The sequence below is a fragment of the Aliivibrio sp. S2TY2 genome (assembly GCF_028765525.1).
In the GTDB taxonomy this organism is placed as follows: Bacteria; Pseudomonadota; Gammaproteobacteria; order Enterobacterales; family Vibrionaceae; genus Aliivibrio; species Aliivibrio finisterrensis_A.
Genome location: NZ_JARACS010000001.1, coordinates 265,384 through 292,311, shown reverse-complemented (window position 1 = coordinate 292,311; position 26,928 = coordinate 265,384). Strand labels below are relative to the sequence as shown.

Sequence of the window (26,928 nt, the reverse complement as noted above, 5' to 3'; positions counted from 1 at the left end):
CTAAAATATGATTTCACTTAAATTGCATGGGTATCCATAAATATATCCTTGATGACAATATTCACCAATTGAATTTATTAATTCAATTTGTTTTTCATTCTCAATCCCCTCTATAACAATCTCTTTTTTAAAAATTGAACTTACATTCCGGCATGTATTTATTAATAGATTATATCTTAATTTATCATTTTCCAAATTACAGGTTATAGATTTGTCAATTTTGACGATATCTATAGGTAATGTTAATAATCTATCTATATTTGAGTATTCTTTTCCAAAATCATCTAATGTAAAACTGATTCTTTTATTTTTCCTTATAAAATCCATATTACATTTAACTTTTTTAAGTTATTACTCTTGTCATATTCTGTAATTTCAAGAATTAAAGTAATGTTGTTCGGTATTGCCAATAATTCTCTTATAAACTTTTCACTTTCCAAACTCAATATTGATATATTTACAGATAAGGTAATATCATAATTAATAGTTGACCTGTCATTTAATACCTGATTAATAACTTTCAAATCGAATTCCGCTTTACTTTTTACATTACGTATATATCTCTCAATATTTAGAGTTTTATCGTATAATCTAAATAATGCTTCATAATATTTGGTTTTACCTTTGTACATTATTGGTTGATAATTAAAATAAAAATCATTCATTTCACACCCTTAGATATTTTTAATACAACAACCCCATAACAGGGGCTATTGTAAACTTAAATGTTATAATTTGAAAAATAACAATTCTTCTTTTTGTTTTCCTGCCAGTTGAGATAATTCTTGACTTGAAGAAGCGGTCTGACTAATTGACGCACTCTCTTGATTAAATATATCTGATATATTTGTAATATTTAAACTAATTTCATTTGTCACCTGAGATTGCTCTTCAGAGGCAGTGGCTACTAGTGCATTTATATCCGAAATTTCTAGCATCGCTGTACTAATATTCTGTAAAGAATTATTAACTTCAACATTCAACTCTTGATTTATTGAAATAAGATCTAAGCTTTCTGACATACTGTTATCAGCTAATATTGATTGACTTTGTAGTTCTTCAATAATACTCTGAATCTCAGCAGTAGAATCAGATGTTCGTTTTGCTAGCATACGAACTTCATCAGCAACGACTGCAAAACCGCGTCCACTATCACCAGCTCTTGCAGCTTCGATTGCTGCATTTAATGCCAACAAATTGGTTTGCTCAGAAATTGAAAGTATAACATCAATTACTGTACTTATTTTATCTGATTGCGATTTAACTGATGAAACTATTTCCGCTAGAGACTCTAAAGTTGCTCCAACTTTAATATTAGATTCATAACTTTGTTTGAATAATTGAACACCATGCTCAGTTATTTTTTCAATATCTTTTGCTCTAGTATCTGCATTAATAGCATTATCTCGAACATTATCAGCGGTGCTTGACAGTTCATTAACTGCTGTTGCGACCAAAGTGACTTCATTTTGACTCTTTTCAGAGTTTACTTCTGATTGATTTGTTATTACTGATAATTCCGTAGCTGCATCTGATACCTCATCGCTCACCTTAATTAACGATGAAATTGTTGTTGATATACTATTTATTGTTTTGTTTAAATCCTTATTCAAACAATAAATCTCATTTCTTCCATTATCATCTAATTTCAATGAAAAATTACCTTTTGACAATTGAACTACTGCATCTTGCAACTTTAAGATAGGATGAATAATAAATGAAGATAATTTCCAAGAAATTAAAACTAAAAATAGTATAACTAGAGATATAGCTAAGATTGTATATTTTATTATAAGGACGCTGCTATATTTAGACTGTTCTACTCTTTTGTGGGCACCGTTTTTAATTTCGTTAGTCATTGCAGATAAATCACCAATCATATTATTACCTGCAATTTGAAAACCTTCATTGTATTCATTCCACTCATTTTGATAGCTTGTCTCATTTTTTAGTTTTTCTTGCTCAGTAGACAATCGGCTAGCATATGATGCGTAATTTTTTACATTAAGTTCAAGTTTTTTAGCTATATCTTTTAATGAATCATATTTTTTTAAATAAACAATATTTGATAATATCGAATCCTCCCACGTATTAACTAATTCTTTAATATTTTCATCAGGAACATAAATAGCACTTCTTAATGCTAAACGGACTTTATATGTGCTATCCACTATATTCATAATGGTATTATCTTGGTCAAGAGAGCTATTTGTTACGTCATTTAACGCTTCCATTTCTTTTTTTATAAAAAAGAATGATACTGAAAGCGTCAATATTATTAATAATATAAATATATTAACTGGCAACATAACTTGAAACTTTATTGATATATTTCTAAACATTAACGACCTCTTACGAACTAAAATAGTTGAACAAAACAAGGTTAAATATACTAATACCATATTCTTTTTTGAGATATTAAATTATGCTCAATAAATTTAACTATCAGCTCAATGTGCGCCAGATCACTAATTTCAATTGTTCTTTATTATAAAATACTTACAAAGATTCGGTATATTGTTGAATATTATGAGATTTTCAAAACACACATCAAAAGTTATTGATTTAAAACCATTCCACTTAAAGCAAACTATATTTGCATATGCTAATGGATATAGTGGCATCATAAGCATTAATGATAATAAATTAACAGACATTAATAAAAAAATAATCGCCATACCAGCAGGAAGTTATACTGGATGTGATTTAAAAAAAACTTCTATCAATGGTTGCATCTTTATTTTTACATTAAATTCATCTATGTTAGATGAGGTTATTGAGCGCATAAATATGTTAACCAACATAAAATGTAAAAAGAGTGACATGTCAAAATATTTATGTTTTTATAGTGACAGGGCTCTTGGTTGTTTTTTGATAAACGAATCAATTAATAATAAATCGAAAGAGTTATTATATGATTCTATATTACAAACTACTCTCTTTTTATTATCAGAGGCTAATAAACTAGAACAGGATATATCTTTCTTATTTAGAGAAATCCACTTTAATAAAAGATTATATATTTCAAAATTAATCACAAATAACCCAAAAAATAATTGGTCTTTAGATATGATTGCAAGAAAGTTTTTTTTAAGCTCGGCATCACTAAGAAGACAACTTGCTCTAGAAAATACATCTTTTATCGAAATATTAATAAGTGCTCGCTTAGGTATTGCTTTAAATTATCTTACATTCACAGACTTAACTATATCCCAAATTTCTGATAATTCTGGATTTAATAGTTCATCTTACTTTTGTACTTGTTTCAAAAATAAATATGGAATAACTCCCTTGAATTTTAGGAAAAAATCTAAACTTAAAAATGCTGATACGCTTGGTGAAAATACTATTTGATAAAAGAGTTATTTTATTAAACTTAGTATTTACCGAAGCATCGTTAATACTTACCACACAAACTTATTAACGATTTAAATATAACTATTATATAGAAAATTTAGTTAGTGTTGTTAGGTGTGATTTTATAGTTCCATACATTATTATATTCCCTCTCTTATTGTTACTTATAATTCAACTTTACTTGTATTATAAGTACTCTCACTTTACTCGAGCCATTAAATAAATTCCTTATAATTATATAGATTTATATGATCCTTTCTTTTATAATAAATTTCACCTCATAATATTCATATTATTAATATGGCTAGAGCACCACTATTGTTAGATATAGCTTTAACAAATGAGCTTTAGTAAGGTTAATTATATATTTATAAATCATATGCTTTATTGAAATTGTAAAGTAATAAGGTAGTGTACAAATATTAACACCACGAAATCAGCTAATTACAGGTATAGTTAACTATAAAGATAAATAATCAATTTATAACAGTGCACTAATTAAAATATAAAACAACATCAAATATTTTTTTAAAAAACAAAAGCTTGAACTTAGCCAAGCTTTTGTAAGCTTATTTTTGAATATCAAATTAATTAATTTAACTGATAACTTTCTAATTGTTTGTAATAATTTTCCTTATAAGCGAGACTTCCCCATAATGCATTAGCATTAGCACGTTTGATCACTGCATCACTCACTTTACTTTTAATTAGATGATTATTTTTATAATCATATTTGTAAGTTTGTATAGGCTGACCAGGTAAAAAAACAACCACATTATTATCTTCTGTCATCCACGCGAATGTTTTATCACGTTGCATCATTGCTCGCTGTTTTTCTTTTGGTACATCTAATGTAAGATCATGCCCTAGCATTGGATTTGTTGTATCAAGGCCAGCAAGTGATAGCAATGTTGGTGCTAAATCCAATTGACTAACCAATCGATTATCTTTTTTAACTTTAATACCATCACCAAAAATAATGGCAGGAATATGAAAGTGTTCTATAGGAATAACTTGATTCCCCCAAGTCCTTGCATCATGATCAGCAACAGCAACAAAAATTGTATTTTCCCAATAGTTGGATTTCTTAGCTTTTTGAATAAATTGACCTAATGAATAATCTGCATACTTAACTGCATTTTCAACCGTTTTTTTTGGGGTGTTATATTGTTCAATTTTATTATCGGGATACTCGAATGGACTATGATTTGATGAACTAAAAACTAAACTAAAAAATGGTTTCCCATCATTTGCTAATTGAGTAAATTGTTTATCAGCATGAGCATAAAGATCTTCATCAGAAGCCCCCCAAGAACCAATGAATTTCGGGTTATCAAATGTTGATAAATCTTGTATATCTTTGAAGCCATTTCCTAAAAAAAATGATTTCATGTTATCAAAATGACTTTCTCCTCCATAAATAAATTGAGTGTGATACCCATTTTTTTGTAGTAAATCAGCTATAGTAAAAAATCCATTTTGACTTTTAGCTAACTTTACAGTAGAACGTGCTGGTGTAGGAGAGAATCCACTAATTACAGCTTCAATACCACGTACGGAACGTGTACCAGATGCATATAATCTAGTAAATGCCCAGCCTTCGTTAATCAATACATTAATATTAGGCGATAAATTTATTCCACCGAGCTCACTAATATATCTAGCTCCATGGCTTTCTAACAGCAATATAACTATATTTTTTTTACTATCTTGTTCTATAGCTCTATGAATCGCCATTGATGGCTGTATTTTTGATACAAAGTGCTCTGGTGATACATTCATACTATTTCTAACTTCACTAATAATATCTGCTTTATCCATTTTAGGATAATACTTAGAAGCATCTACCTCTGCTCTCATTTGTTTATAAGCAAACAAAACAGAATAAGCAGAATTAAGAGTGAGGTCATTAATTAAGGGATCTGTCGAAAAAGCAACTAAAGCAGGATTAAGCGGACGATGCCCAAAAGAAGAACGAGCTCCGATTATACCAACAGTAACAATGATAACAGCGAGAACCGGACGCCAATACCATTTCTGATAAGTAGCATTTGAAGTCATTTTTCTACTTATCTTCCAACCAATAATAATGCTAATAATAGTTAAAATAATACCAAAAAATAATTCTAACTTATATCCCCCCCATAGCATGGCCATTACTTCTTTAGGATAAATCAAGTATTCAATAAACAACCTATTTGGCCTCAAATCATACTCAAGTATAAATGGAATAGTAGCTGCTTCCATATATACAATAAACCAAATACTAATTGTAATCCATATTCTCAATATATACTTCCAAAATTTACCTATGATTGTTTCACTTGATAAAATAGAGGAAAGTAAACCTGGGAGAATAAAAAGATAACACAAAGAAGATACATCAATACGTAGCCCACTCACAATAAGCTTAAAAAAACCATTTGCGTCACAAACTCTATCCCACTGCCACATAATTAACAACAATCTTGAAATAGTTAGTATAGCTAGACAGATGGAAAATGTCATTATTACGGGATAAGTAACCCCTAACTTAGATTTTATTATTCTATTCATCTCTTTTTCTTTTGATTATATTACTTATAGATTGATTTTCAATTTACATAGAAAATCTATATGTATTTAATTATTTACAACGTTAAATTTTGAATATATTATTTATCATTCTATAAATAACAATTTTGTTAATCCGACATATAATAAGCTCTAAATTATTAACTTAGAACGTTTTTAATTTCTCTTTTATTCTATACTCAAAAATAATGGCATATAACTTCTGCTTTACTTCGTATGCTTTATTACACATAAAATAATCGACCATATCAACACGATTCAAATTAATACTAGTAATCGAAAATTCATTTGTTGTAATATAGCATACTTCTTGTGTATTAGACTTTTTATCTTTAAATCTGTAATTAATAAAAATTTGATTTTCAAGAATGCCATAATTTTTTTTAGTTCAACAGTTACATTATCTACAGATTTTAGAGAACAGATAATAGCCTCAATATTCAATTTATTCATTTTGTATAATTCCAACATTATAAAACCGAACAACGTAATTCTAAAAATACAATATTATTTAATAATAAAACCCTAATAACTTTTATTTGTTTTAAATATAGACCAAGGAAATACAATTCAAATAATAAAATGCATTTATACATTAACTTATCACAGGAGCTATATATTTAAATACCTTATGATATTAAACAATTATTTTTTCATCCACCCTTTATTGGCGAGTTTTCTGATTCATACACTTTATTCATCCAAAATGTTCAAAAAGAATTAATATCCAAGTAAAAAATGCAAAACATAAAGCAATAAAAACAGCTGCAGAACCAATATCTTTTGCTCGACCACTTAACTCATGATGTTCAAAACCAACTCGGTCTACAACCGCCTCTATTGCTGAATTTAAAAGTTCAACAATAAAAATTAAAGCAAATACCCCAATCAATAATACCCGCTCAATAACAGTAACATTAAGAATAAAAGCGGTTAAACTCATAAAAATCAACATGACTAGCTCTTGCCGAATTGCAGCCTCATACTTAAACGCAGCTTTAAGACCTCGAACAGAAAAAATCGTTGCCTTAATTATTCGCTTAATCCCCGTATTATTTGGTTTTCCTAATACTGTATTACTCATAATCCCCCACCCCAAAATAATATTTATTAATCATTAAAAATAAACCAATCAATGTGAAAAATGCATCAATAAACACTTCACAAATCTTTACTCCCAATAATATCTAATTTAGGATCCTTCACCTTTGTCTCTATACCATATAACCCTAATATCGTATGAAATAAATTATCATGCGAATACACTCCATTTTTAGCCTTATTAATCACACTTTTCTTATCTATACTCTTTTGATTAGCATAATCATCACTCATCCAAATATACCAAGGTACATGTGTTTGCTCTTTTGGTGCCATCATATAAGGAGATCCATGAAGGTATAAACCATTTTCTCCTAATGATTCACCGTGATCTGATATATATGACAACACTACGTTGTATTTTCCTGAATAACTTTTTAATAACTCAATAGTCTTTGCAATAATATAATCGCTGTACACCATTGTATTGTCGTACACGTTAACAATTTCTTCATCACTACAATTTTCAATATCACTACGGTTACAGGATGGACCAAATACGCCCATCTCTTTTGGATAACGCTTCCAATATGTTGGTCCATGGCTTCCTATCATATGAAGTGCATAAACCTGATCACCATAATAACTTTCAATACGTTTAGCTAACCCCTTAAGCAATATCTCATCATAGCAGCTTACGCCATTACATAACTCTGAGTCAGCATCTGTACTGATTACCTCTTTTTCAATATTCTTAGCAACTGACTTGTCTCCACCATCATTATCAATCCACACCACCTTCACACCAGCGTGCGTTAAAATATCAAATACATTATCTTGATTATTTGCTTGTTTTTTATCGTAATTAGTCCGATTTAAATTCGAAAACATACAAGGTAAAGAGTGGGCTGTAGCTGTCCCACAAGAACTCACCTCCTGAAACGCAATCAAATCAAACTTCTTTGTATATGGGTTCGTTTCTCGTTCATACCCATTATATGCACTATTTTTAGCTCGAGCTGTTTCACCAACTAGCACAACCATAAGAGTTGGTTTGTTATTCTTTGCGGGTATAACTCTCGCATCTTGACCCAATTTAATATATTCCATAGAGGGTGATAAATATTCATTATTAATGTATTTCACTGCATTAAATACACCCGCTGGATTAATCATCTTATTTAGATACGAGTTATTTCGACCAATTGATGCATAGTCCTTAAAATAAAAACAAGCTATCAGCATAAATACAATAACAGCAACACTGACTAATAATATACGGAGAAACACTTCTTGAAACCAATAGTGACGGTAAACTATCTTGATCTTCAATAATAAAAAAACAGGAATAACACCAAATATAAATAGGTATCCTATCGACATTGGGCTTATATATGAAGATACTTCATTTAGATTCGTCTCAAAAATATTCTCTATCATTGAATAATCAAACATTATATTATACTGAAAGGCAGCATAAAACATCATTGAAGAAAGTATAAACAGGAAAATGGATATTCCTTTAAATAGATAAGGTAATGCAAATATGGAAAAAACAACAATAAATGCACATGTTAAAATTATAGGAGTTAAAAAAAGAAATACTTCCTGATTATGTGATAGTTCATAAATTTCATAATTAATTGGCCAATTAATTATAAGAGAAAAATACAAAGACACAAGAATAATTAATGACTCCATACTCATCGACAACTGACAAGTATTTTTAAATAAATAAGGCAAAATTACTCTCCTAAAACAAACTAAAGATGAAAAATATAAATACACCAACAAACAATAAAAGCTTATTAAAAATAAAAAATATACTCAATAATATAATCAATATCAAAGATGCATAAAGATTCAGAAAAATTTATTTAGAGTTAGTTAATGACATTAATACAAAAATAAACTTCAGCATCAAGATATTATAAAACAATTTACATTTCACATTGCGCTTAATTAATTTCAGTATAAGCTCAACATCTAGAATCACATTTATCAATACAAAAATAATATTTAATCACTCTCGTTAAATTTTAAAAAGTCAATCTAATTTATCCATTAAATAATCGTTCACCCTATATCTCACAAACAAAAACTAGAGCAACGTAGTACTGTTCTTGTTCATTCAGTATATGAATGCATTTATACATTAGTTCTAGCTATGTATTAATAATAATCCAAATGAGTTACATTTCTTAATAGCATGTGAAATTAAATTACATACTAAAATTACAGTCATATTTTAAAATAAAACATTTTGCAGACTATTACTGCAAAACTATGTAATCTTATGCTGCAAATTCAAAGCTAAGCTTTTGATTTTAAAATGGAGACTATGCAAACTTATGTTGCAAGCATCACTATTTAAAACGCCGCTTTTATTAGCGGCGTTTTACTATCTAGTGCTTTTCAAATCCAATAACTCGCTTTACCTCTCGCCCTCACTTCATCTTGTAAACCATTACTTTACTGTTACCTGTTCTATATTTACAATATCCCTTCATCGCTAAAGGAACAGTACATCATGAAGCAAAAAGGTTTTACTCTTATCGAATTAGTTATTGTCATTGTTATTCTAGGTATTCTATCGGTAACCGCAGCCGTAAAATTCATCGATTTACAACGCGATGCACGTATATCAGCTCTTAAGGGACTAAAAGGAGAAATGGTTGGTGCTGTAAATCAACTCCACCCTAAAACCATTCTTGCTGGTATGGCTACACAAGCAAGCGGTGCAATAACCATTGAAGGTGATACGATTCAAATCGTCTATGGCTACCCTAAAGCGGATGCTGCTAAAGCATGGAATTCATTAATGAATCAAACATTCATTGATTCACAATATAACGATACTACGCCATCTGACTGGTATTTCCATAATGATACCAGTAAACCTTTTATTACGTTTATGCATAAAAGTAAAAAATACAGTAAAGACAATTGCTATATCAAATATAGCGAAGCTATAAACGTAAATACACCACCTGTATTTGAATTTGTTAATACAGGCTGTTAATCGCACAGCAACAGAATAAATAAGCAATATTGATACAAAAATAAATGTAATTGCTCTTATTAGGGTTACATTTATTGCGAGTCACTCTTTAATTTATAAAACCAAATTCGCACATTTTCATTTCTACCCTAATCTTATTTCACATCAATTATAAAGATGATTGATGGTTTTTGAATAACCTTTAAGGATATGAAATGGAACATTCAAAGTTTAGAAAAAAACATAATTATAAATTTGCCCTCTCTACACTCACTCTTTCTTGTTTAATGGCATTCAATGCTCAAGCCGCTGTGGATTGCGCACCGCTTGAGTCTTGGGATGCTGGTAAAGTTTATAATGGTGGAGAGGAAGTAAAGAAAGGGTCTAATGCTTATAAAGCCAAATACTGGACCCAAAATAACGACCCAGCAACCGCTGGTGAATGGGGCGCATGGCAAGACTTAGGTGTTTGTTCTGGTGAAGCTGTTAATGTCGCACCAACCGTTGATTTAACCTCCCCTAGTGCAACGGATAAAATAACAACGGGTGATATTGTTACATTAACGGCATCAGCATCGGACAGCGATGGTTCAGTATCTCGCGTCGATTTTTCTGTTGATGGCTCAGTAATAGCATCATCAACGACCTCCCCTTACAGCGCCGCTTGGACTGCCATTGAAGGCACTCATACCTTTAGTACTCAATCTTACGACGATAAAGGCGCGGTAAGTACTATTAGCTCGGTGTCGGTAAACGTAACCAATACTCCTATTGATAATACCGCACCCACTGCAACATTAAGTTTGTCAGCAACCAGTGTTGAGCTTGGTGCAGTAGTCACGCTAACCGCTGATGCTAGCGATTCAGATGGAACAATCGATAAAGTCGACTTCTATGTCAATAACACTCTTGTTGGAACAGCAGCGACAGCACCTTATACTTTACAATATAAAACAACTGCCGCAGGTTCCCTCTCAGTTTATGCAACGGCAACGGATAACTTAGGCGCTTCAACTAATTCAGCCGCATCGACATTAACAGTCACTAGCTCACTTCCTGTTGCTGATAACTGTCGTCCTGATGGCTTATATCAAACGGAAGGCGTTAATGTTCCTTACTGTACAACTTATGATAAAGAAGGTCGTGAGTTAATGGGAGCAGATCACCCACGTCGTGTGATTGGTTACTTTACAAGCTGGCGTGATGGTGGCGACGAACAGAATAGTTACCTAGTAAAAGACATTCCTTGGGAACAATTAACACACATTAACTATGCGTTTGTAAGTATTGGTTCTGATGGCAAAGTCAATGTGGGTGATGTTACGGATCCAAATAACGCTGCGACAGGTAAAGAATGGGCTGGCGTTGAAATTGATCCTGCACTTGGTTTTAAAGGCCACTTCGGTGCGCTAGCTACTGCTAAAGAGAAACATGGCGTTAAAACCTTAATCTCTATTGGTGGTTGGGCTGAAACGGGTGGTCACTTTGGTGTTGATGGTAACCGAGTCGCTGATGGTGGCTTCTATACCATGACAACTAATGCCGATGGCAGCATTAACCATGCCGGGATTGAGAAATTTGCAACATCTGCTGTTGAAATGATGCTTAAATACAAATTTGATGGCTTAGATATCGATTACGAATACCCTACCTCTATGGCGGGTGCTGGCAATCCAGATGATAAGGCATTCATGGAGCCTCGTCGTCAATATTTATGGGCATCATACCAAGTATTAATGAAAACACTTCGTGAAAAACTAGATGCGGTTTCAGCTCAAGATGGACAACATTATATGCTGACCATTGCTGCACCATCATCAGGTTATTTATTACGTGGGATGGAGACCTTTGATGTAACTCAGTACCTAGATTATGTCAATATCATGTCTTACGATTTACACGGTGCGTGGAATGATCACGTTGGTCACAACGCGGCATTATATGATACAGGTAAGGATTCTGAATTAGCTCAGTGGAACGTTTATGATACTGCAGCTTATGGTGGCATTGGTTACCTAAATACAGATTGGGCTTATCACTACTTCCGCGGTTCAATGCCCGCTGGTCGAATCAATATCGGTGTTCCTTACTATACTCGTGGTTGGCAGGGTGTCACAGGTGGTGAGAATGGCTTATGGGGTCGTGCTCCATTACCAGATCAAGCTAAATGTGATGCAGGAACTGGCGAAGGTGAGAAAAATAACTGTGGTTACGGTGCACTAGGTATCGATAACATGTGGCACGATAAGAACTCATACGGCCAAGAAATGGGCGCAGGTTCTAACCCTATGTGGCATGCGAAAAACCTTCAAGAAGGTATCTTTGGGTCTTATGCTAACATCTATGGTTTAGATCCTGTAAATGACCCTGCCGATCAATTAGTCGGCACTTATACTCGTCATTATGACAGCGTTGCTGTGGCACCATGGTTATGGAATGCTGAGAAAAAAGTCTTCTTGTCGACTGAAGATAAAGACTCTATCAACGTCAAAGCGGACTACGTTATTGACCAAGAAATTGGTGGCATCATGTTCTGGGAACTAGCAGGGGATTATAACTGTTATGTACTAGATGCAAATGGTAATCGTACATCTGTCGACTCTACTGAAGCGGCTTGTCAAACGGGTAATGGTGAATACCACATGGGTAACACCATGACAAAAGCGATTTATGAGAAATTTAAATCTGCAACACCATATGGCAATACGGTAGCGACAGGAGCAATTCCAACTGAAACCGTAGATATTGCAGTAAGTGTTGGTGGATTTAAAGTAGGTGATCAAAACTACCCTATTAATCCAAAAATCAACTTTACTAATAACACTGGCCAAGATATTCCAGGAGGCACTGAGTTCCAATTTGATATCCCAGTATCTGCACCTGATAATGCAAAAGATCAATCAGGCGGTGGTCTACAAGTAATCGCCTCAGGTCATACTCGTGCAAACAATATCGGTGGTTTCGATGGAACAATGCACCGTGTTGCTTTCAGTCTTCCAGCTTGGAAAGCATTACCTGCTGGCGGGGTATATGAGTTAGATATGGTTTATTACCTACCAATTTCTGGCCCTGCAAACTATACGGTTAACATCAATAATGTTGATTATGCCTTTAAGTTTGAACAACCAGACCTACCATTAGCAGATTTAAACTCTGGCGGTAACAATGGTGGAGATAATGGCGGTACACCAGATGCCGGTTGTGATGCAACAGGTCTAGTGACTTACCCAGATCTTCCACAAAAAGATTGGGCAGGTAACCCTAGCCATGCCAATACGGGTGATGAAGTAGCTCACAGTAATGGTGTTTACCAAGCAAATTGGTGGACAGCGTCTACACCTGGCAGTGACGGCAGTTGGACTAAAGTCTGTAATCTATAATCGATTGTTTATTAAATCAAACCAATGTAATTAAGTAGAACCAAAAGACTAAAAGAGCAACCATTTGGCTGCTCTTTTTTTTGTCCTCAATCTCACTTAATACCAATCACAGTAAGTATTCAGAAAAGCATCTGAGAAAATGCATTGAAATTAAGAATGAATAAAAAGAATACGAGATGGATTGGATTTTAGAAGAAAAAAAAACTAAATTGATTTAACTCGTTTTACTGTCGCGTTATTTGAGGCTAATAATGAAACTATTTACTATCTTGGCTTGCTCTAGCATTTTATTATTCACTGCTGGGTGCGCTCAGCAAACACAACAAAAACCAGAGATCTCTTCTGACAATATGAACCCATTATGTAATGTCGATAATGGAATGGCAGGAGGATGGAATACCTCTATCGTTACTCCAGACGTAGAACAAGCCACTAATTATGTTCTTGGTATGATGAATACCTCGGCAAAACTTGAAAAGATTTTAGCAGTAAAAACACAAGTAGTTGCTGGAACAAATTACGCCATTGATTTTAAATTAGATGACGGTCAAGTTTGGAACACTCGGGTGTTCAGAAATTTAAATGGTAAATTTACAATGACTCAACCTGCTCAGCAAGGCAGCATGAATCAAAATTGCCAATAATGATTAAATAGAGGATTATTTATGTTAAAAAAAATAGCAATTTCCCTTAGTTTACTTCTTTCTCTTGCTGCTTGTAGTTCTTCAGAAAAAGAGCCATCAGCCAAAGCAGATATGGCAAACCCTGCTGCTGAATTTTGTGCAGAGCGCGGCACTTATAATTTAGACTCAGGTAATTGTACTCTGGGAAATGGTGATGTGGTTAATGCATGGGAATACTACCGTAACCATAAACAAGAAATGACAAAACCGGTCGGAAAAGCAAACCCTGCTGCTGTTTATTGTATTGAACAAGAAGGTTCTTACCATCTAGAAAACAGCGATTGCACACTAAAAACGGGTGAGGTTGTTAATGCATGGGACTTTTATAGAAGTAGCCTTTAATCACTTTCCAAGAAGTCACGATAAATAGGTTCAACAAAAAAGCAGCTCCGCACTAAAGTTCAAAAGCTAGTATGAAATTGATGATTAATTTCATTATTATCTCTCCTTTCTATTCATACAATATAGATGAATAGAAAGGGAATTTATGCCATACCTACATATCCTGATGTTGATTGAATACGATGACACCAATTTTGAATTGCTGGATATTGAGTTAAATCAAAACCACCTTCGTCTGCAACATGGCTATAAGCATAAAGAGATATGTCAGCAATTGTCATTTCATTACCAACAAGAAACTTAGTTTTGCTTAATTGGTTTTCCATTAATTGAAGAGCTTTATGGCCACCTTCTTGAAGTGAAAGATATTCAGCCTCTCTTTCCTTTGGCATACCTAAGTATTTTTGAATAAAGCGAGCTACAGCAATGAATGGTTCATGACTGTATTGTTCGAAGAACAACCACTCATATACTTTTGCTTTTAAGTACGTATCTGTTGGTAGAAATTCTGTATTTTCAGAAAAATAGCCTAAAATTGCATTCGATTCGCACAGATAACGTCCATCATCAAATTCAATCGCAGGTATTTTACCATTCGGGTATTTAGATATAAATTCAGCTGTTTTGGTTTCACCATCTAAAATATTCACATGAACCCACTCATGCTTAACATCTAAAAACGATAGTAACATCTTAACTTTTAAACAGTTTCCTGATTGTAAGTCACCGTATACTTTCATTTACGCCCTCCTTGACGATTACATTTAACGCCTTGTTAGTTTTATTGCTGACGGCTTAGTAACAGACTTGCTCCAGACATAGCTAAAAAAGTCGCACAGCCTCTATTGAAGCGCTTTGCCATTTTCGGCTTCGTAAACCATTGCCTTAAATATATTCCGAATATGGCATAAATCGATATTGCACCCATTTCTAGTATTAGGAACGTTACCCCTAAAACAAAGAACTGTTCGTTTACACTAGCCGCAACATCGATGAACTGTGGTAGAAATGCAGTAAAGATTAAGATTGCCTTTGGATTGCCCGCAGCTAACAAAAATTCTTGTTTAACTAAGCCTAGTCGATTGTGAGTATTTTCTAGTTCAGAGATAGGACTTGCTTTCGAACACCAAAGATTAAAAGCAATCCACAACAAGTACGCCGCACCTACAATTTTAATAGTTAGAAATAAAGTCTCAGATGCATAAAGTGCTACAGCTAAACCTGAAGCAGCCAAAGCAATCATTACAGAGAATGCAGCGATTCGACCAAGACCAGCAATGAAAGCGGATTTAAAGCCGTAACACCGAGCGTTGTTCATAGACAATAGATTATTTGGTCCTGGGGTCAGATTAAGCGCGAAACACACAGGTATAAAAAATAATAACTTCCAGATTTCCACAATATTCCCTCCATGAAATTAAAGACAAACTAACAATGCCGAATATAGCAATCGTGCTATGCACTAATTGTTCATTCTAAATAGGTCTTGTCATGATTACAGGATTTGGATTTTGAGTTTCGCAATCATTGTACAAATCAGCATTTAGCTGAAGATATCTAGCTTGTATAATATTATTAGTATTAAAGGCTTTTTTTGCTTGTTCTATTTGGTCTGAATATATTGGGGAAATAGATACATTATTCCATTCATAATTAACATCTGTCACATATACACCTGTTCCACCATAAGGTAAGCGAAAAACCAATGTTTTATTGCAAGGCGTAAATGTACCTAATGGAGTTCCGCTAGCATCTTGAGCTTTAGTAGAAGTAATTCCAATATAACTGCCTGCTTTCGCTGTTCCAACTATATAGCGCTTATCCTTTGTATATTCATATGATAAAGATGAAAACCAGTCTTCTTTAAATATTTCATTTTCAAAATCAACATTACCAACAGATAGCTTAATGTTATAAATGCTCGTGACATTACCAATAATAAAATTCACGTCTGGTGACTCTATTGTATTTTTTGATTCAGGTTCAGGATCGGTTGTTGCACAACTAGTTAGCGTAAAAATAAAAGCTAAAAAAAATACCCGGAAAAACATATAAATCACCTAAACCGTTACGAACAATATCTAATTATTTTACAACATAGGTATTTTTTAACCGATATAAAAACGTGAACTCGTTCGAATATACAAGGCAATCTTATTGGGTAAGCAAGCTAAAAATGCCTAGCATTGATAATCGACTTAAACGCTTTTTTATAACGCAGATGTCCACTAAACGTAAACTTTGCCTTTCAGATATAAAACACCTTTTCCACAGATAACTACCGTTTCTTCTGAAACACTGCACTTCAAAACACCACCTCTTTTTGAAGCTTGGTAAGCGACTAAATCTGACTTACCTAGGCTGTCAGCCCAATAAGGTGCTAGTCCTGAGTGGATAGAGCCAGTAACTGGATCTTCGTCACCGCCGTTTGCAGGCCAAAAATAACGAGAGATAAAGTCATAACTTTCAGATGTTGACGTCACCACCACATCCAAAGGCGCAAGTTGCTTCAATTCCTCTGAAACATAAGTAACCTCAAGGACATCTTGTTCACTGTCAAAGACTGCAAAGTAAGCCTGCCGATTTTTGAGAACTTGAATGGGTTCTTTAGATAAGCCATTTAGCAACGGTACTGGAGCAGTTAAAACAACCTCAGGCTTTTGGTTTGGAAAAATCATTTCGATTTCATTCTCTGCATTGAGAATAATGTTTAAGCTGCCAACCTCTCGTGTAATGAATTCAACTTGGCTTTGTACACCAAACTCAGTAAACAATACAAAAGCAGATGCCAAAGTAGCATGGCCGCAAAAATCGATTTCAGTCAAAGGAGAAAACCAGCGGATCTCATATTGATTCACTCCTACCTTTTTTATATAAGCTGTTTCTGACAGATTATTTTCTGCCGCTATATTTTGCATTAGATCGTCAGACAGCCAATCTTCAACAGGAATTACAGCTGCTGAGTTACCTTTAAACTGCTGTTCTGTAAAAGCATCAACTATGAATATGTCCATTTCCAATATATAAACTCCATTTGCGCTATAACGCCTTGTAATGTTGTAACTTAAGGCACCTTCGTTTCTATGTTTAACTGTCCAGCCAAGCCAGCCTCACGATGAACGCTTAAAGCCTTAAACTCTTCCGATGAGGTCATTTCAATAAGAGCCTGTCGTGATGGGTATTTAACGATTACAAATGAATCCCAGAGATCCTCAACCTGGCCGAGAATTAGACCTGTAATTTCCGAATAGAAAACCACTTTTGCACCGTATTTTTCAAGAATCTTCGCCATCGGGTGGCCATATAAATCGTATGCTTCCCTACCCGTTAACGTTGACTCCCGACCATCTTTATATTCAGCTTTTTCTCGAAACTTAAACAGGTTTAACAAATGAATTTCACCAGAATCAGGCGAAGATTTCAGTCTATCCATCTGATTATCTGATGGGTAAAGTTGATTAAGAACTTCCATTTTCCCTCCTTTAACGCCACATTAAGTGATTAACAATGCTACCACTTAACTTAAACTATTGTTCTGTAAATACTAAAACACTTCGAGCCGAAATTGCCAAGCGTTGTAAATCTACCTTAAACGCTTGTTATATTCTCAATCTCATCTTGGGTTAAATGATCACCACAAGTTTTTTTGGGAAGTAAAGAGATAATAGTATCTTGATAATCAATGCTAATAGTTTGATAGATATAATTTTGTGCTTTTACATACTCGAATGAGTTATCTATTGTATCCAAATACTCAGCTTTAATAGAGGGCTCACCCTTCAGCTTCGATTGTAAACGCTTTAAACACATCTCTATACTAACTAACTCAACCATAAAATTACGAGCATCAAGTTCGCTTATTTTATTATTTTTATCTCTGTAAATACTTAACAGCTCATCCCAAATAATTTCAGCTTCAAAAGCCACTGTTTTAAGAGACTGATTCGTCACATTTTGATGTACATAATTTTGAAATTCATCATTCTTTTCGTCTGTAGCATTGACCCCAAAACAAACAGCTATCAAAAGCCAACTATATATCCTTATATTCATAATATCCCTTGAGAATCCCCCGTAAATACCAAGTATTAGTAATCCGTATTAAACACTTTGTTGAACCACAATTCACCTGTAAACGCTTTATAGTTATTTACCGTCACCACAGTATTCTCAAAGAGAACAGCTTTGGCTAGAGAACCATTAAATTTTGCAGAATTTATCTGGTATCCTAGAACTAACCATTTCTCCTTTATACACATTATTTTCCTTAAATATCTTAACACCATAGAATGTTGTGCAACTCATAGAGAATTCATAATTAGCACCTTCTTCTACATCGATTATCTTATTACCATGGCAGTATTTCGAAGTCACTGATGAGACACCAAAGTAATAGAGATGGAACGGCTTTCCGGCGGGGATCACCAACTCTTTATAATATGTCGGTTCTATTTTTTCTTTACTCCCGGGTAACCATGCCATGCCATTACTTGATTCTTCTTCAGTTCGGTTCATAAGTATATTGCCGAGCACTGCTAGCTCTTTCATGTTTTCACAACTACTATCCGTGACTTGAAATGCAGTCACAATATTATGTGACTTGATCCGAAGGTTTGCCGTCGGCCCAGAAGTCGGAGGATCGTATTTTGTAACACTCACACAGCCACTCAATAGTAAAACTGCAATCAGAGAAATTAGATAATTTTTTTTCATACATGCTTCCTTTGACTATATTACTGTGTATTGGACGCCAAGCGCACGTGCTGCGAATCGCGCTTAAACAATTTGTTATGCCTCCTATCCGATATCAATATAGCCTTGATTTTTCAAAGGCTTCTTTGCACTTTTCACCAAATCCGTACGTGTAGTTATTAAATACTTTTACCGCTTCTCGCCTAATTTTGCCTTCAGACGTTTTGTGGATACGGCTCACCTCTGCAGTGCAAGTCAGACCCGTATGTTGATAACTCACCTCATACATTTCATCTTTATTGAATTTCATTTTCACAGGCACTGCACAACTATACTCGGCGGTCCCACTCAAATAAGCACTTTTAAACATGAAAACGTGCTCTACATTAGATGGTAACAAAAACTCTTTATATGCATTTTTGTGTAAATCTTCGCTGAGGGGGATATCTAAAGACTTAGGTGAGCTATTCATTAAATATCCATTTTTTAATCTCATCCATTCAGATTCCCCATTGCAGTTTGAGTCCTTATACCCCCAGAGAACTACGATATCTTCAAAATCCGTAGAAAATCGAACTTTTGCTAAAGGCCCTTCTGTTGGCTCTATATAGTTTATGGTGCTACAACCTGAGATTGACATGAATGAAATAATTAACGCCTTCCTAAACATAGTAATTCCCTTTCTATAGGTAAAAACAATTAAATTTCAATATAAGCGAAGCGACGGGCATAACGTCCTATTAAGGTATAAGCAATGAAATACCCTTAACCTTCGCATAATATAAACCAGCGCACAGTAAAAGAACCACGCGCTTCGCATCCCCTTTAAGCAACTTGGTTTAGACTTAAATAACCAATGTAAAGCCTATTTAAGAGACCGATTGTATGAACACTAGAGTTTTAGCCAATGTTGCAGCAAGCATTACTGAGTTAAAATCTAATCCAATGAAAGTTGCAACTAGAGCTTACGGTGAACCTGTTGCTATATTGAACCGAAATGAGCCTGTATTTATTGTGTACCTGCCGAAGCGTACGAAATGATGATGGACAGACTCAGAGATTTTGAACTACTAGCTACTACTAAAGAACGTAGATCTACTGCAATTCTGTTTTAAAATTATATGTAAATCAATGTAATAACATATCCATATCAGTGAGATGACTCATGAACTACGGATAAAGCCATTACACTCTGCTTTTCTTATCTTTTTCTTTACTGATAGCAAACCTCATTTAAAATACTACCATTGGTTTTATTAATGGATTACTCATGTCATATTTACTTTCAATTACCCTTCTTTGGGCTTTTTCATTTAGCTTGATCGGGGTTTACCTCGCAGGACAAGTTGACGCTTGGTTCTCTGTATTAATGCGTATTGGGTTAGCGACTTTGGTTTTTCTTCCATTTTTACGCCCTAAACAAGTGCCTTTATCCACAGCTATTAAGCTAATGCTTATTGGTGCTATCCAACTTGGATTGATGTATGTATTTTATTATCAATCCTTTTTGTACCTTACGGTTCCTGAAGTTTTATTATTCACCGTAATGACACCTATTTATATCACGCTATTAAACGATGCTTTTGAAGGAAAGTTTCACCCTCACTTTATGATAAGTGCTGTGATTGCTACTTTAGGCGCGATTGCAATTCGATATAACGGCATTGATTCTGGTTTCTTGCTTGGATTTGCGATGGTTCAAGGTGCTAATTTATGTTTTGCGACAGGCCAAGTTTGCTATAAGCGATTAATGAAAGATCAAACCATTGAGCAAAAAACCGTGTTTGGGTTCTTTTTCATCGGTGCCTTAATCGTCGCTACTGTTTGCTACGCTATTTTTGGCAACACAGAAAAGCTACCTACAACAACGACACAGTGGGGCGTACTTATTTATTTAGGAACCATAGCTTCTGGCCTTGGCTACTTCATGTGGAATAAAGGGGCTACGTTGGTTAATGTTGGTGTGTTAGCGGTAATGAATAACTTGCTTATTCCTGCGGGGATCTTAGTAAATTTATTGATTTGGAATCGTGATGCCGATATTTTACGCTTAAGCTTAGGAGGCGGATTGATTCTTATTGCTTTATTCGTAAACCAACAGTTAGAAAAGAAACGTAATCAATAATTGCTTCTAACTAACCTCAAGATTGATTAAAATGGGTGTCGACAATCAGTCGGCATCCATTAGAATAAGTAATCGTTATTTCTTACCACAACACACAAGAGCGTTCGAAATACCCTACGGCTAAAACTCAAATCCAGAACCTGCCTCCTGCGTTTACTAAAAATCCACAAAAACGATATGCTTCAGTTTAAAGTACAAGATCACTAATCAACTCCATAGATGTAAATACTTAAGCTGCAATTACTCCAATGAAAGAAAGAGCATAAAATACAATGGCAGGAATAAAAACAGTAGCAACATAAAGTATGATTTTCCCTTGCGAAGCAAATAAATAAGAAATACAAATAAAAACAATAAGATAGAAATAATTGATAGGCAAGAATACTAATTTGAGTTTATGAAACAGCAATACATTCGTGTCTGATATATAAGACATTTTAAAAAACCAGCCAATGCTAGAACTCGTTTATCATTCCCATTTCAATCCATATCATTTATCACATTTTTATATAATCCATTATTTTCTCGCACACCATTTATTGATAAAAAAAATTTATCTTTACCAATAAAATTACTCGTTTTACTTGGATACTTATTAGCCTCATAGTCGCTGAAAATCTACTTACTTCTATTACTTTTTTTGAGGCACTGCGGTGAACACAACAACATCAACTCAATCACAACCTGGTCTACTTATCCCTGTGATTGCACTTTCTTTATTTGCGGTTGCATCAGGCTATTTAATGAGCCTTATTCCATTGATGCTAAGCCAATATGGAATTGAGGCGAAATACGCCAGTTGGTTAGCCAGTGCTTTCTACGCCGGATTACTTGTAGGTGCAGGATTAATCGAACCCTTTGTTGCTCGTCTTGGGCATAAAAATGCGTTTGTTTTATTCTTAATTTTGCTTGCTGCAACTATTGTTATTCTTCCTTCTATGCCTATTGAATGGGTATGGATGACGGCGCGCTTTATTGCTGGTATCGCTGTAGCTGGTGTATTTGTTGTTGTTGAATCTTGGTTATTAATTGGCGATGCTGAAAGTCGTCCAAAACGCCTTGGTTTATACATGGGTGCGCTTTACGGTGGTTCATCATTAGGACAGCTAGGTATCGGTTTTATCGGTATCGAAGGGTTACTACCTTATTACATGATCATCGGTTTAATCATGATGGCTATCGCTTGTTTACTATTTGGTAAAGGGGCGCAACCACAAGTACAACATCATAATGTATTAAACCTTAAGCAAATTTTAAAACTAAACAAAGCATCAATCATGGGATGCGTAGTCTCTGGTTTATTACTTGGTGCGGTATATGGCTTAATGCCTTTAGAACTAAAACATCGAAACATTAACACGACGCAAATTGGTAGTTTAATGGCGCTGATTGTTCTTGGTGGAATGGCGGTTCAACCACTTGTGTCTTACTTATCTAAACATTTAGGTAAAACATTATTGATGGCGCTATTTTGTATTCTTGGTGTATTCGCTATTGGTTTAACTACGTTAAGTGATAACACTGCGGTACTTGCAACGGCACTGGTTCTTCTTGGTATGGCGGCATTTGCTTTATACCCTATAGCTATCTCTTTGGGTTGCGATACATTAGATGAGTCATACATTGTGTCTGCAACACAGGTGATGCTATTTAGCTACAGTATTGGCTCTGTATGTGGCCCGGTATTAGCAAACACATTGATGAATACTGCTGAAGGCTTAATGAGTTACTTATTTGCAATTTTACTAGCAACCGCTATCTATATGTTACTAGCAAGCATGCGCCAACACCGCCCAATGGTTGCTGGTGAATAAGCGGTAGGATTTACGAAGGGTGCGCGTTACAATGCGCACCACAATTGCGAAAGGTAATAAACAATGGAAGATGCACAATACGTTGTAGAATGGGGTGAAACCATCACCCTTAATTTTGAAGGTGCCCAACTTGTTTCGGCTTATCATACTTGCCCTGAAGAAGGGGACGAAACTGAACTTGAGTTTGGTGAGGGTTGGTTCCAAGGCCCTGATGATGAAGAGTACCGCATTGAAATGCAAATGGCGCCTTTCCATCCTTATGATGAAGATCCTGTCCGTTTAGCAAATATCACCATTAATGGCGAGATCGTAAAAATCTTAGAAATCGCAGAAACAGTCGATGGCGAGTTCTTCATTGAACCAAGCGACAGTGATTACTAAGTAAATCAAACAAATTTATTGAAAGGCGCAGTGTTTAATTACTTTGCGCCTTTTTGTATTTAAGCTTAATTATTTAGCTGCTTTTCCATTGATAAATGTGGGATCCCTGCTTCCATAAACTCATCACCAAACGGCTGAAAACCCAATTTAGTATAAAAATCGATAGCGTGCTTTTGCGACCCTAAATAGACGCGTGGATAGCCTTTATTTGTTGCTTCATCAATCAATGATAAAACAATTTTAGAGCCTAGACCTTGCCCTCGAAATGCTTTCAAAATAGCAATACGTCCAATATGCCCATCGTCTAAAATACGCCCTGTTCCCACTGGCTGAGCATTACTATAAACAATTGCGTGTACTGCTGATTCATCTAATCCGTCAAACTCAATGTCAGGATCTATGCTTTGCTCTTGAATAAACACAGTATCACGCACTTCGCGGATCGCTTGTTCATTCTCACCAGTATAATTTACGTTTTTAACCTCAAACATCTTCGTACTCTCAATATTTACTTCGTTCAAAAAAGAAATAAAGTCTAATAAAAATTACTTAGACATTAACTTCTTTAATCTTGCTAGATCAATCGCACTTGAGCGTACTGTTAACTTAATATGCTCATAGTCATATTCTTCTTTAGTTACACTCATGCTTGAGCGGATCTCACCCATTATGCCTTTTGCATCATAAGGAACAATAATCTCTTCTTCGATCATTCCTTGCTCAGAAGCGTTAACAATGTACTTATGCAACTTAGCGACATCAAGTGGATTACGAGTTGATGTCATCATTGCATCTGGAAACTCTTCCATCAATTCTTGTTGTTGCTCTGGTGTTAGCTGATCTGATTTATTTAATACTAATAATTTATCAATGTCGTCCACACCCACTTCAGCAAGTACTTCATGCACAACATCAAGTTGAGATCTAAACGTTGGATCTGACGCATCCACCACATAAAGTAATAATGAAGCATCGTGCGCTTCTGCTAAGGTTGAATGGAAAGACGCCACTAAATCGTGAGGAAGCTTTTTAATAAATCCAACGGTATCTGATACTAGAATACGAGGCTGAGTCTCTGGATACAGTGCACGTACCGTCGTATCCAGCGTTGCAAACAATTTATTCTCAACCAATACTTCACTGCCTGTTAATGCACGCATCATTGAAGACTTACCAGCATTGGTATAACCCACTAATGCAACACAAAACAGCTCTGAACGCTGAGCTCGACGACCTTTAAGTTCATCCTGAACACTTGCTAACTCTCGGCGCAACTCAGCTAACTGGTCACGCACTTTACGGCGATCAAGTTCTAGCGTTGTTTCACCCGCACCTTTACCCATTTGGCGTTCATTATCACCAATAGAAGATTCTCTCAATCGTGGGGCTACATAGTTTAGGCGAGCCATTTCAACTTGAAGACGAGCGGTACGAGTACGAGCATGACGACTGAATATCTCGATGATAATACCAGTACGGTCATAGACTTGAACACCAAGCTGGTTTTCAACATTTCGCAATTGTGACGGTGTTAAATCGCAATCGAATACCACCACATCCGCACAACCAAAAGGCAGGTTATCTGATGGAATATCATCTAAATCCATTTCATCAAAGAAATCTTCAGTATCAGAATCATATTCCTCACCTTCACCTTGGTTACCCGTGATGTGCGCTATTTCTGCCAATTTACCAGCACCTAAAACACTCATCTTTTGTGTGGAGCTTTGGTTTTGAGACTGAGTTCCCACTACTTTAAAGCCTAGCGTTGTTACCAAGCGAGCAAGTTCAGCTAAAGAGGCTTTTGCTTCTTCACCTTTAAACTGTGGAGTACAAATAGAAATGAGCAAAGCATTATTAAGTAACGGTTTTTCAGTTAATTTCATGATTTTATCTTAGAGCACCTAGGTGCAAGCCTGATTTTAGCTAAAGTTAGTCTAATCCTACGCTGTTATGAAGAAGCTTGATAGGTAAATAGAAATTAAATAAAAAATAATCTTTTGGTTAGTGAGCGGCCGCTGACATAACACCAAAAACTTTATGCTTACCAAGGTAGGCGCTCTCCACTGTAAGCTAAAAATGAGCCACTTTGTTGTGGTGTGCTTGAAGCAATCAATCCAATAAGATCACTAGCAACTTTTTCTGGTGTAAATAATTTACCTTGAGGGACATTAGCTTGAAATGGTTCAGATAAAGGGGTGTCTGTTGTCCCCGGATGAAGAGCTAATACCACACCATTTTTTAGTATTCTCTGCCATTCAATTGACATGGTTTTTATAAACATGTTTAAAGCGGCTTTGGATGCTCTATAGCTATACCATCCACCCAATTGATTATCTGAGATACTGCCCACTTTGGCAGAAATGACAGCAAACTTAGGTGTGTCTGTCTTTTGGAGTTTTGGCGTAAAATATTTAGCGAGTAGGAATGTGGGTAGTGTGTTAGTCATCATCATTTGTTGAAAAAACACACTATCTAATGCGGTTAAGTTTTTCTCAGGTCCTTTATCTCGTGTATGCAATATACCAACACAATTAATAATCCAATTTATATCATCAAAGAGTTCGCTGAATACTTTCACTTCATCATCATGGCTAACATTGACTTGATACCACCTCACTCTTTCATGTTGAAATTGCGGTTTGGTTCGGCGATAAGTGGCATGAATTTGAGCATCTGAATACTGGGTAAGGCACTCTTTTATCATTGCAAAGCCTATACCACCATTTCCTCCAACAATAAGTATGTTCATAATGACTCCTTAGCAAGATTCTATCGCATCACAACCTATTTTGAGCAACTGGCTTTACTGCAACGAGAAGATCCCGTTAGCCAATAGGACACTCGATAACGATTTTTAGCAAAATGCAAATAGCACCAATCAGCAAGTACTTTAATTCCCGGCCATCGAAGCGGAGCATAAAACCAACCTTTACCCACGAGTTTCCAGGCAAGATACGTTACATCTAACCCGAGGATCAGCTCACCGTTTTGGTTTAATGCATGTAAAACCGTATTTGCAGCCTTTGGGTCAATACTTGGATAGTCAGAAAAGTCTTCACTATAAATATCAATGGTTTTTATCTCATTATTTTTATCTTGTTGCTTAAGCGCATTCATCTCTTTTGCACACAATGGACAAGTTCCATCATAAAAAATGGTCAACTGGTACATATGAACCTCTAATTTTGGATTTACATACCTTATACGTTAGAAATGACTTTTTAGATCAAAAAAGGGATTTATACCAATCACAGTAAGTAAGTGTTCAGAAATAGCGCAGGAAAAATGAATTAGAATAAAGTGCAAGCTACAGATACGAAAAAGCCCCAGCATTTCTGCTAGGGCTTAGAATGTGGCGGTGAGTGAGAGATTCGAACTCTCGGTACGTTGCCGTACACACACTTTCCAGGCGTGCTCCTTCAGCCACTCGGACAACTCACCGAATCATTGCTCTTTTCGAGACAACGAGCGCTAATTTAATGATTTACGTCTACATGGTCAAGGAGTTTCTTTCATAATCTCAATTGTTTGCTTT

Annotated in this window: 26 protein-coding genes, 1 tRNA gene and 1 pseudogene; 9 read left to right on the top strand and 19 right to left on the bottom strand. The window is 35.0% G+C overall.

Annotated features, from left to right (window positions below):
* The 3 genes from PVK63_RS20005 to PVK63_RS01335 form a co-directional block, all read right to left on the bottom strand.
* Positions 1–327 carry an EAL domain-containing protein gene (locus PVK63_RS20005; RefSeq protein ID WP_443111677.1) on the bottom strand — a complete coding sequence of 109 codons (327 nt, stop codon included), beginning with the start codon at positions 325–327 and terminating at the stop codon, positions 1–3.
* Complete coding sequence (locus PVK63_RS01340; RefSeq protein ID WP_274439785.1) at positions 315–665, bottom strand: EAL domain-containing protein; 351 nt, start codon at positions 663–665, stop codon at positions 315–317. The genes PVK63_RS20005 and PVK63_RS01340 overlap by 13 nt, the downstream gene beginning before the upstream one ends.
* A 63-nt stretch (positions 666–728) precedes the next feature.
* Entirely contained in the window at positions 729–2,342 is a 1,614-nt protein-coding gene (locus PVK63_RS01335) for a methyl-accepting chemotaxis protein (protein ID WP_274439784.1), read from the bottom strand.
* A 187-nt stretch (positions 2,343–2,529) separates the two neighbouring features.
* Here PVK63_RS01335 and PVK63_RS01330 point away from each other — a divergent pair, with 187 nt between their 5' ends.
* Positions 2,530–3,354, top strand: a complete 825-nt coding sequence (locus tag PVK63_RS01330) for an AraC family transcriptional regulator (protein WP_274439783.1) — start codon at positions 2,530–2,532, stop codon at positions 3,352–3,354.
* Positions 3,355–3,948: 594 nt separating this feature from the next.
* Here the strand turns inward: PVK63_RS01330 and PVK63_RS01325 are convergent.
* The 3 genes from PVK63_RS01325 to PVK63_RS01315 all read right to left on the bottom strand — a co-directional run bounded on the left by PVK63_RS01325 (position 3,949) and on the right by PVK63_RS01315 (position 8,673).
* On the bottom strand, positions 3,949–5,913 hold the full coding sequence (locus tag PVK63_RS01325) for an LTA synthase family protein (RefSeq protein ID WP_274439782.1): 1,965 nt from the start codon (positions 5,911–5,913) through the stop codon (positions 3,949–3,951).
* A gap of 715 nt (positions 5,914–6,628) precedes the next feature.
* Positions 6,629–7,015 (bottom strand): diacylglycerol kinase, encoded by a 387-nt coding sequence (locus tag PVK63_RS01320; RefSeq protein ID WP_274439781.1) that lies wholly within the window; start codon positions 7,013–7,015, stop codon positions 6,629–6,631.
* 77 nt (positions 7,016–7,092) lie between these two features.
* Positions 7,093–8,673, bottom strand: coding sequence for a phosphoethanolamine transferase (locus tag PVK63_RS01315; protein WP_274439853.1), 1,581 nt, complete (start codon positions 8,671–8,673; stop codon positions 7,093–7,095).
* A gap of 829 nt (positions 8,674–9,502) precedes the next feature.
* On the opposite strand from PVK63_RS01315, the gene PVK63_RS01310 reads away from it, so the two are divergent.
* The 4 genes from PVK63_RS01310 to PVK63_RS01295 all read left to right on the top strand — a co-directional run bounded on the left by PVK63_RS01310 (position 9,503) and on the right by PVK63_RS01295 (position 14,378).
* Positions 9,503–9,994: a type II secretion system protein gene (locus PVK63_RS01310; protein ID WP_130048280.1), complete on the top strand. Its 492-nt coding sequence runs from the start codon at positions 9,503–9,505 to the stop codon at positions 9,992–9,994.
* 194 nt (positions 9,995–10,188) lie between these two features.
* Entirely contained in the window at positions 10,189–13,353 is a 3,165-nt protein-coding gene (locus PVK63_RS01305; protein WP_274439780.1) for a chitinase C-terminal domain-containing protein, read from the top strand.
* 251 nt (positions 13,354–13,604) lie between these two features.
* Positions 13,605–13,997, top strand: a complete 393-nt coding sequence (locus PVK63_RS01300; protein WP_274439779.1) for a cystatin domain-containing protein — start codon at positions 13,605–13,607, stop codon at positions 13,995–13,997.
* A 21-nt stretch (positions 13,998–14,018) separates the two neighbouring features.
* Positions 14,019–14,378, top strand: coding sequence for a DUF333 domain-containing protein (locus PVK63_RS01295; protein WP_274439778.1), 360 nt, complete (start codon positions 14,019–14,021; stop codon positions 14,376–14,378).
* A 143-nt stretch (positions 14,379–14,521) separates the two neighbouring features.
* On the opposite strand, the gene PVK63_RS01290 is transcribed toward PVK63_RS01295, so the two are convergent.
* The 8 genes from PVK63_RS01290 to PVK63_RS01255 form a co-directional block, all read right to left on the bottom strand.
* On the bottom strand, positions 14,522–15,118 hold the full coding sequence (locus PVK63_RS01290; protein WP_274439777.1) for a glutathione S-transferase family protein: 597 nt from the start codon (positions 15,116–15,118) through the stop codon (positions 14,522–14,524).
* 41 nt (positions 15,119–15,159) lie between these two features.
* Positions 15,160–15,777, bottom strand: coding sequence for a LysE family translocator (locus tag PVK63_RS01285; protein WP_274439776.1), 618 nt, complete (start codon positions 15,775–15,777; stop codon positions 15,160–15,162).
* Between the two features lie 76 nt (positions 15,778–15,853).
* A complete protein-coding gene (locus PVK63_RS01280; protein ID WP_274439775.1) occupies positions 15,854–16,429 on the bottom strand; it encodes a hypothetical protein in 576 nt (191 codons plus the stop codon).
* A gap of 177 nt (positions 16,430–16,606) precedes the next feature.
* Complete coding sequence (locus PVK63_RS01275) at positions 16,607–17,398, bottom strand: PhzF family phenazine biosynthesis protein (protein ID WP_274439774.1); 792 nt, start codon at positions 17,396–17,398, stop codon at positions 16,607–16,609.
* A gap of 44 nt (positions 17,399–17,442) precedes the next feature.
* Positions 17,443–17,850, bottom strand: coding sequence for a DUF1330 domain-containing protein (locus tag PVK63_RS01270; protein ID WP_274439773.1), 408 nt, complete (start codon positions 17,848–17,850; stop codon positions 17,443–17,445).
* 116 nt (positions 17,851–17,966) lie between these two features.
* Positions 17,967–18,431, bottom strand: a complete 465-nt coding sequence (locus PVK63_RS01265; RefSeq protein ID WP_274439772.1) for a hypothetical protein — start codon at positions 18,429–18,431, stop codon at positions 17,967–17,969.
* Between the two features lie 147 nt (positions 18,432–18,578).
* Positions 18,579–19,091: a hypothetical protein gene (locus PVK63_RS01260; protein ID WP_274439771.1), complete on the bottom strand. Its 513-nt coding sequence runs from the start codon at positions 19,089–19,091 to the stop codon at positions 18,579–18,581.
* A 94-nt stretch (positions 19,092–19,185) separates the two neighbouring features.
* Positions 19,186–19,740, bottom strand: coding sequence for a hypothetical protein (locus PVK63_RS01255; RefSeq protein WP_274439770.1), 555 nt, complete (start codon positions 19,738–19,740; stop codon positions 19,186–19,188).
* 215 nt (positions 19,741–19,955) lie between these two features.
* Here PVK63_RS01255 and PVK63_RS01250 point away from each other — a divergent pair.
* The 4 genes and pseudogenes from PVK63_RS01250 to PVK63_RS01235 all read left to right on the top strand — a co-directional run bounded on the left by PVK63_RS01250 (position 19,956) and on the right by PVK63_RS01235 (position 23,390).
* Positions 19,956–20,185 (top strand): annotated as a pseudogene (locus PVK63_RS01250) (type II toxin-antitoxin system Phd/YefM family antitoxin).
* Between the two features lie 155 nt (positions 20,186–20,340).
* On the top strand, positions 20,341–21,195 hold the full coding sequence (locus tag PVK63_RS01245) for a carboxylate/amino acid/amine transporter (RefSeq protein WP_274439769.1): 855 nt from the start codon (positions 20,341–20,343) through the stop codon (positions 21,193–21,195).
* Positions 21,196–21,848: 653 nt separating this feature from the next.
* Positions 21,849–23,009: an MFS transporter gene (locus PVK63_RS01240; RefSeq protein WP_274439768.1), complete on the top strand. Its 1,161-nt coding sequence runs from the start codon at positions 21,849–21,851 to the stop codon at positions 23,007–23,009.
* Between the two features lie 63 nt (positions 23,010–23,072).
* Positions 23,073–23,390: a hypothetical protein gene (locus tag PVK63_RS01235; protein WP_130043273.1), complete on the top strand. Its 318-nt coding sequence runs from the start codon at positions 23,073–23,075 to the stop codon at positions 23,388–23,390.
* Between the two features lie 65 nt (positions 23,391–23,455).
* Here PVK63_RS01235 and PVK63_RS01230 read toward each other — a convergent pair whose 3' ends face one another.
* The 5 genes from PVK63_RS01230 to PVK63_RS01210 all read right to left on the bottom strand — a co-directional run bounded on the left by PVK63_RS01230 (position 23,456) and on the right by PVK63_RS01210 (position 26,834).
* Entirely contained in the window at positions 23,456–23,881 is a 426-nt protein-coding gene (locus tag PVK63_RS01230) for a GNAT family N-acetyltransferase (RefSeq protein WP_130086708.1), read from the bottom strand.
* A gap of 54 nt (positions 23,882–23,935) precedes the next feature.
* Positions 23,936–25,276: a GTPase HflX gene (hflX, locus tag PVK63_RS01225; protein ID WP_130048450.1), complete on the bottom strand. Its 1,341-nt coding sequence runs from the start codon at positions 25,274–25,276 to the stop codon at positions 23,936–23,938.
* Positions 25,277–25,434: 158 nt separating this feature from the next.
* Positions 25,435–26,142, bottom strand: coding sequence for an SDR family oxidoreductase (locus PVK63_RS01220; protein ID WP_274439767.1), 708 nt, complete (start codon positions 26,140–26,142; stop codon positions 25,435–25,437).
* Positions 26,143–26,177: 35 nt separating this feature from the next.
* Complete coding sequence (locus tag PVK63_RS01215; RefSeq protein ID WP_274439766.1) at positions 26,178–26,564, bottom strand: thiol-disulfide oxidoreductase DCC family protein; 387 nt, start codon at positions 26,562–26,564, stop codon at positions 26,178–26,180.
* 182 nt (positions 26,565–26,746) lie between these two features.
* A tRNA-Ser gene (locus PVK63_RS01210) sits at positions 26,747–26,834 on the bottom strand.
* Between the last annotated feature and the right edge of the window lie 94 nt (positions 26,835–26,928).

What these genes read in the sequence shown, in the direction of transcription:
- PVK63_RS01310 (WP_130048280.1), top strand. Translation starts at nt 9,503, where the DNA reads ATGAAGCAAAAAGGTTTTACTCTTATCGAATTAGTTATTGTCATTGTT.
- PVK63_RS01295 (WP_274439778.1), top strand. Translation starts at nt 14,019, where the DNA reads ATGTTAAAAAAAATAGCAATTTCCCTTAGTTTACTTCTTTCTCTTGCT.
- PVK63_RS01255 (WP_274439770.1), bottom strand. Translation starts at nt 19,740, where the DNA reads ATGTTTAGGAAGGCGTTAATTATTTCATTCATGTCAATCTCAGGTTGT.
- PVK63_RS01305 (WP_274439780.1), top strand. Translation starts at nt 10,189, where the DNA reads ATGGAACATTCAAAGTTTAGAAAAAAACATAATTATAAATTTGCCCTC.
- PVK63_RS01220 (WP_274439767.1), bottom strand. Translation starts at nt 26,142, where the DNA reads ATGAACATACTTATTGTTGGAGGAAATGGTGGTATAGGCTTTGCAATG.
- PVK63_RS01320 (WP_274439781.1), bottom strand. Translation starts at nt 7,015, where the DNA reads ATGAGTAATACAGTATTAGGAAAACCAAATAATACGGGGATTAAGCGA.
- PVK63_RS01340 (WP_274439785.1), bottom strand. Translation starts at nt 665, where the DNA reads ATGAATGATTTTTATTTTAATTATCAACCAATAATGTACAAAGGTAAA.
- PVK63_RS01260 (WP_274439771.1), bottom strand. Translation starts at nt 19,091, where the DNA reads ATGAAAAAAAATTATCTAATTTCTCTGATTGCAGTTTTACTATTGAGT.
- PVK63_RS01300 (WP_274439779.1), top strand. Translation starts at nt 13,605, where the DNA reads ATGAAACTATTTACTATCTTGGCTTGCTCTAGCATTTTATTATTCACT.
- PVK63_RS01245 (WP_274439769.1), top strand. Translation starts at nt 20,341, where the DNA reads ATGTCATATTTACTTTCAATTACCCTTCTTTGGGCTTTTTCATTTAGC.
- PVK63_RS01335 (WP_274439784.1), bottom strand. Translation starts at nt 2,342, where the DNA reads ATGTTTAGAAATATATCAATAAAGTTTCAAGTTATGTTGCCAGTTAAT.
- PVK63_RS20005 (WP_443111677.1), bottom strand. Translation starts at nt 327, where the DNA reads ATGGATTTTATAAGGAAAAATAAAAGAATCAGTTTTACATTAGATGAT.
- PVK63_RS01325 (WP_274439782.1), bottom strand. Translation starts at nt 5,913, where the DNA reads ATGAATAGAATAATAAAATCTAAGTTAGGGGTTACTTATCCCGTAATA.
- PVK63_RS01230 (WP_130086708.1), bottom strand. Translation starts at nt 23,881, where the DNA reads ATGTTTGAGGTTAAAAACGTAAATTATACTGGTGAGAATGAACAAGCG.
- PVK63_RS01215 (WP_274439766.1), bottom strand. Translation starts at nt 26,564, where the DNA reads ATGTACCAGTTGACCATTTTTTATGATGGAACTTGTCCATTGTGTGCA.
- PVK63_RS01315 (WP_274439853.1), bottom strand. Translation starts at nt 8,673, where the DNA reads ATGGAGTCATTAATTATTCTTGTGTCTTTGTATTTTTCTCTTATAATT.
- PVK63_RS01280 (WP_274439775.1), bottom strand. Translation starts at nt 16,429, where the DNA reads ATGTTTTTCCGGGTATTTTTTTTAGCTTTTATTTTTACGCTAACTAGT.
- PVK63_RS01235 (WP_130043273.1), top strand. Translation starts at nt 23,073, where the DNA reads ATGGAAGATGCACAATACGTTGTAGAATGGGGTGAAACCATCACCCTT.
- PVK63_RS01270 (WP_274439773.1), bottom strand. Translation starts at nt 17,850, where the DNA reads ATGGAAGTTCTTAATCAACTTTACCCATCAGATAATCAGATGGATAGA.
- hflX (WP_130048450.1), bottom strand. Translation starts at nt 25,276, where the DNA reads ATGAAATTAACTGAAAAACCGTTACTTAATAATGCTTTGCTCATTTCT.
- PVK63_RS01290 (WP_274439777.1), bottom strand. Translation starts at nt 15,118, where the DNA reads ATGAAAGTATACGGTGACTTACAATCAGGAAACTGTTTAAAAGTTAAG.
- PVK63_RS01330 (WP_274439783.1), top strand. Translation starts at nt 2,530, where the DNA reads ATGAGATTTTCAAAACACACATCAAAAGTTATTGATTTAAAACCATTC.
- PVK63_RS01265 (WP_274439772.1), bottom strand. Translation starts at nt 18,431, where the DNA reads ATGAATATAAGGATATATAGTTGGCTTTTGATAGCTGTTTGTTTTGGG.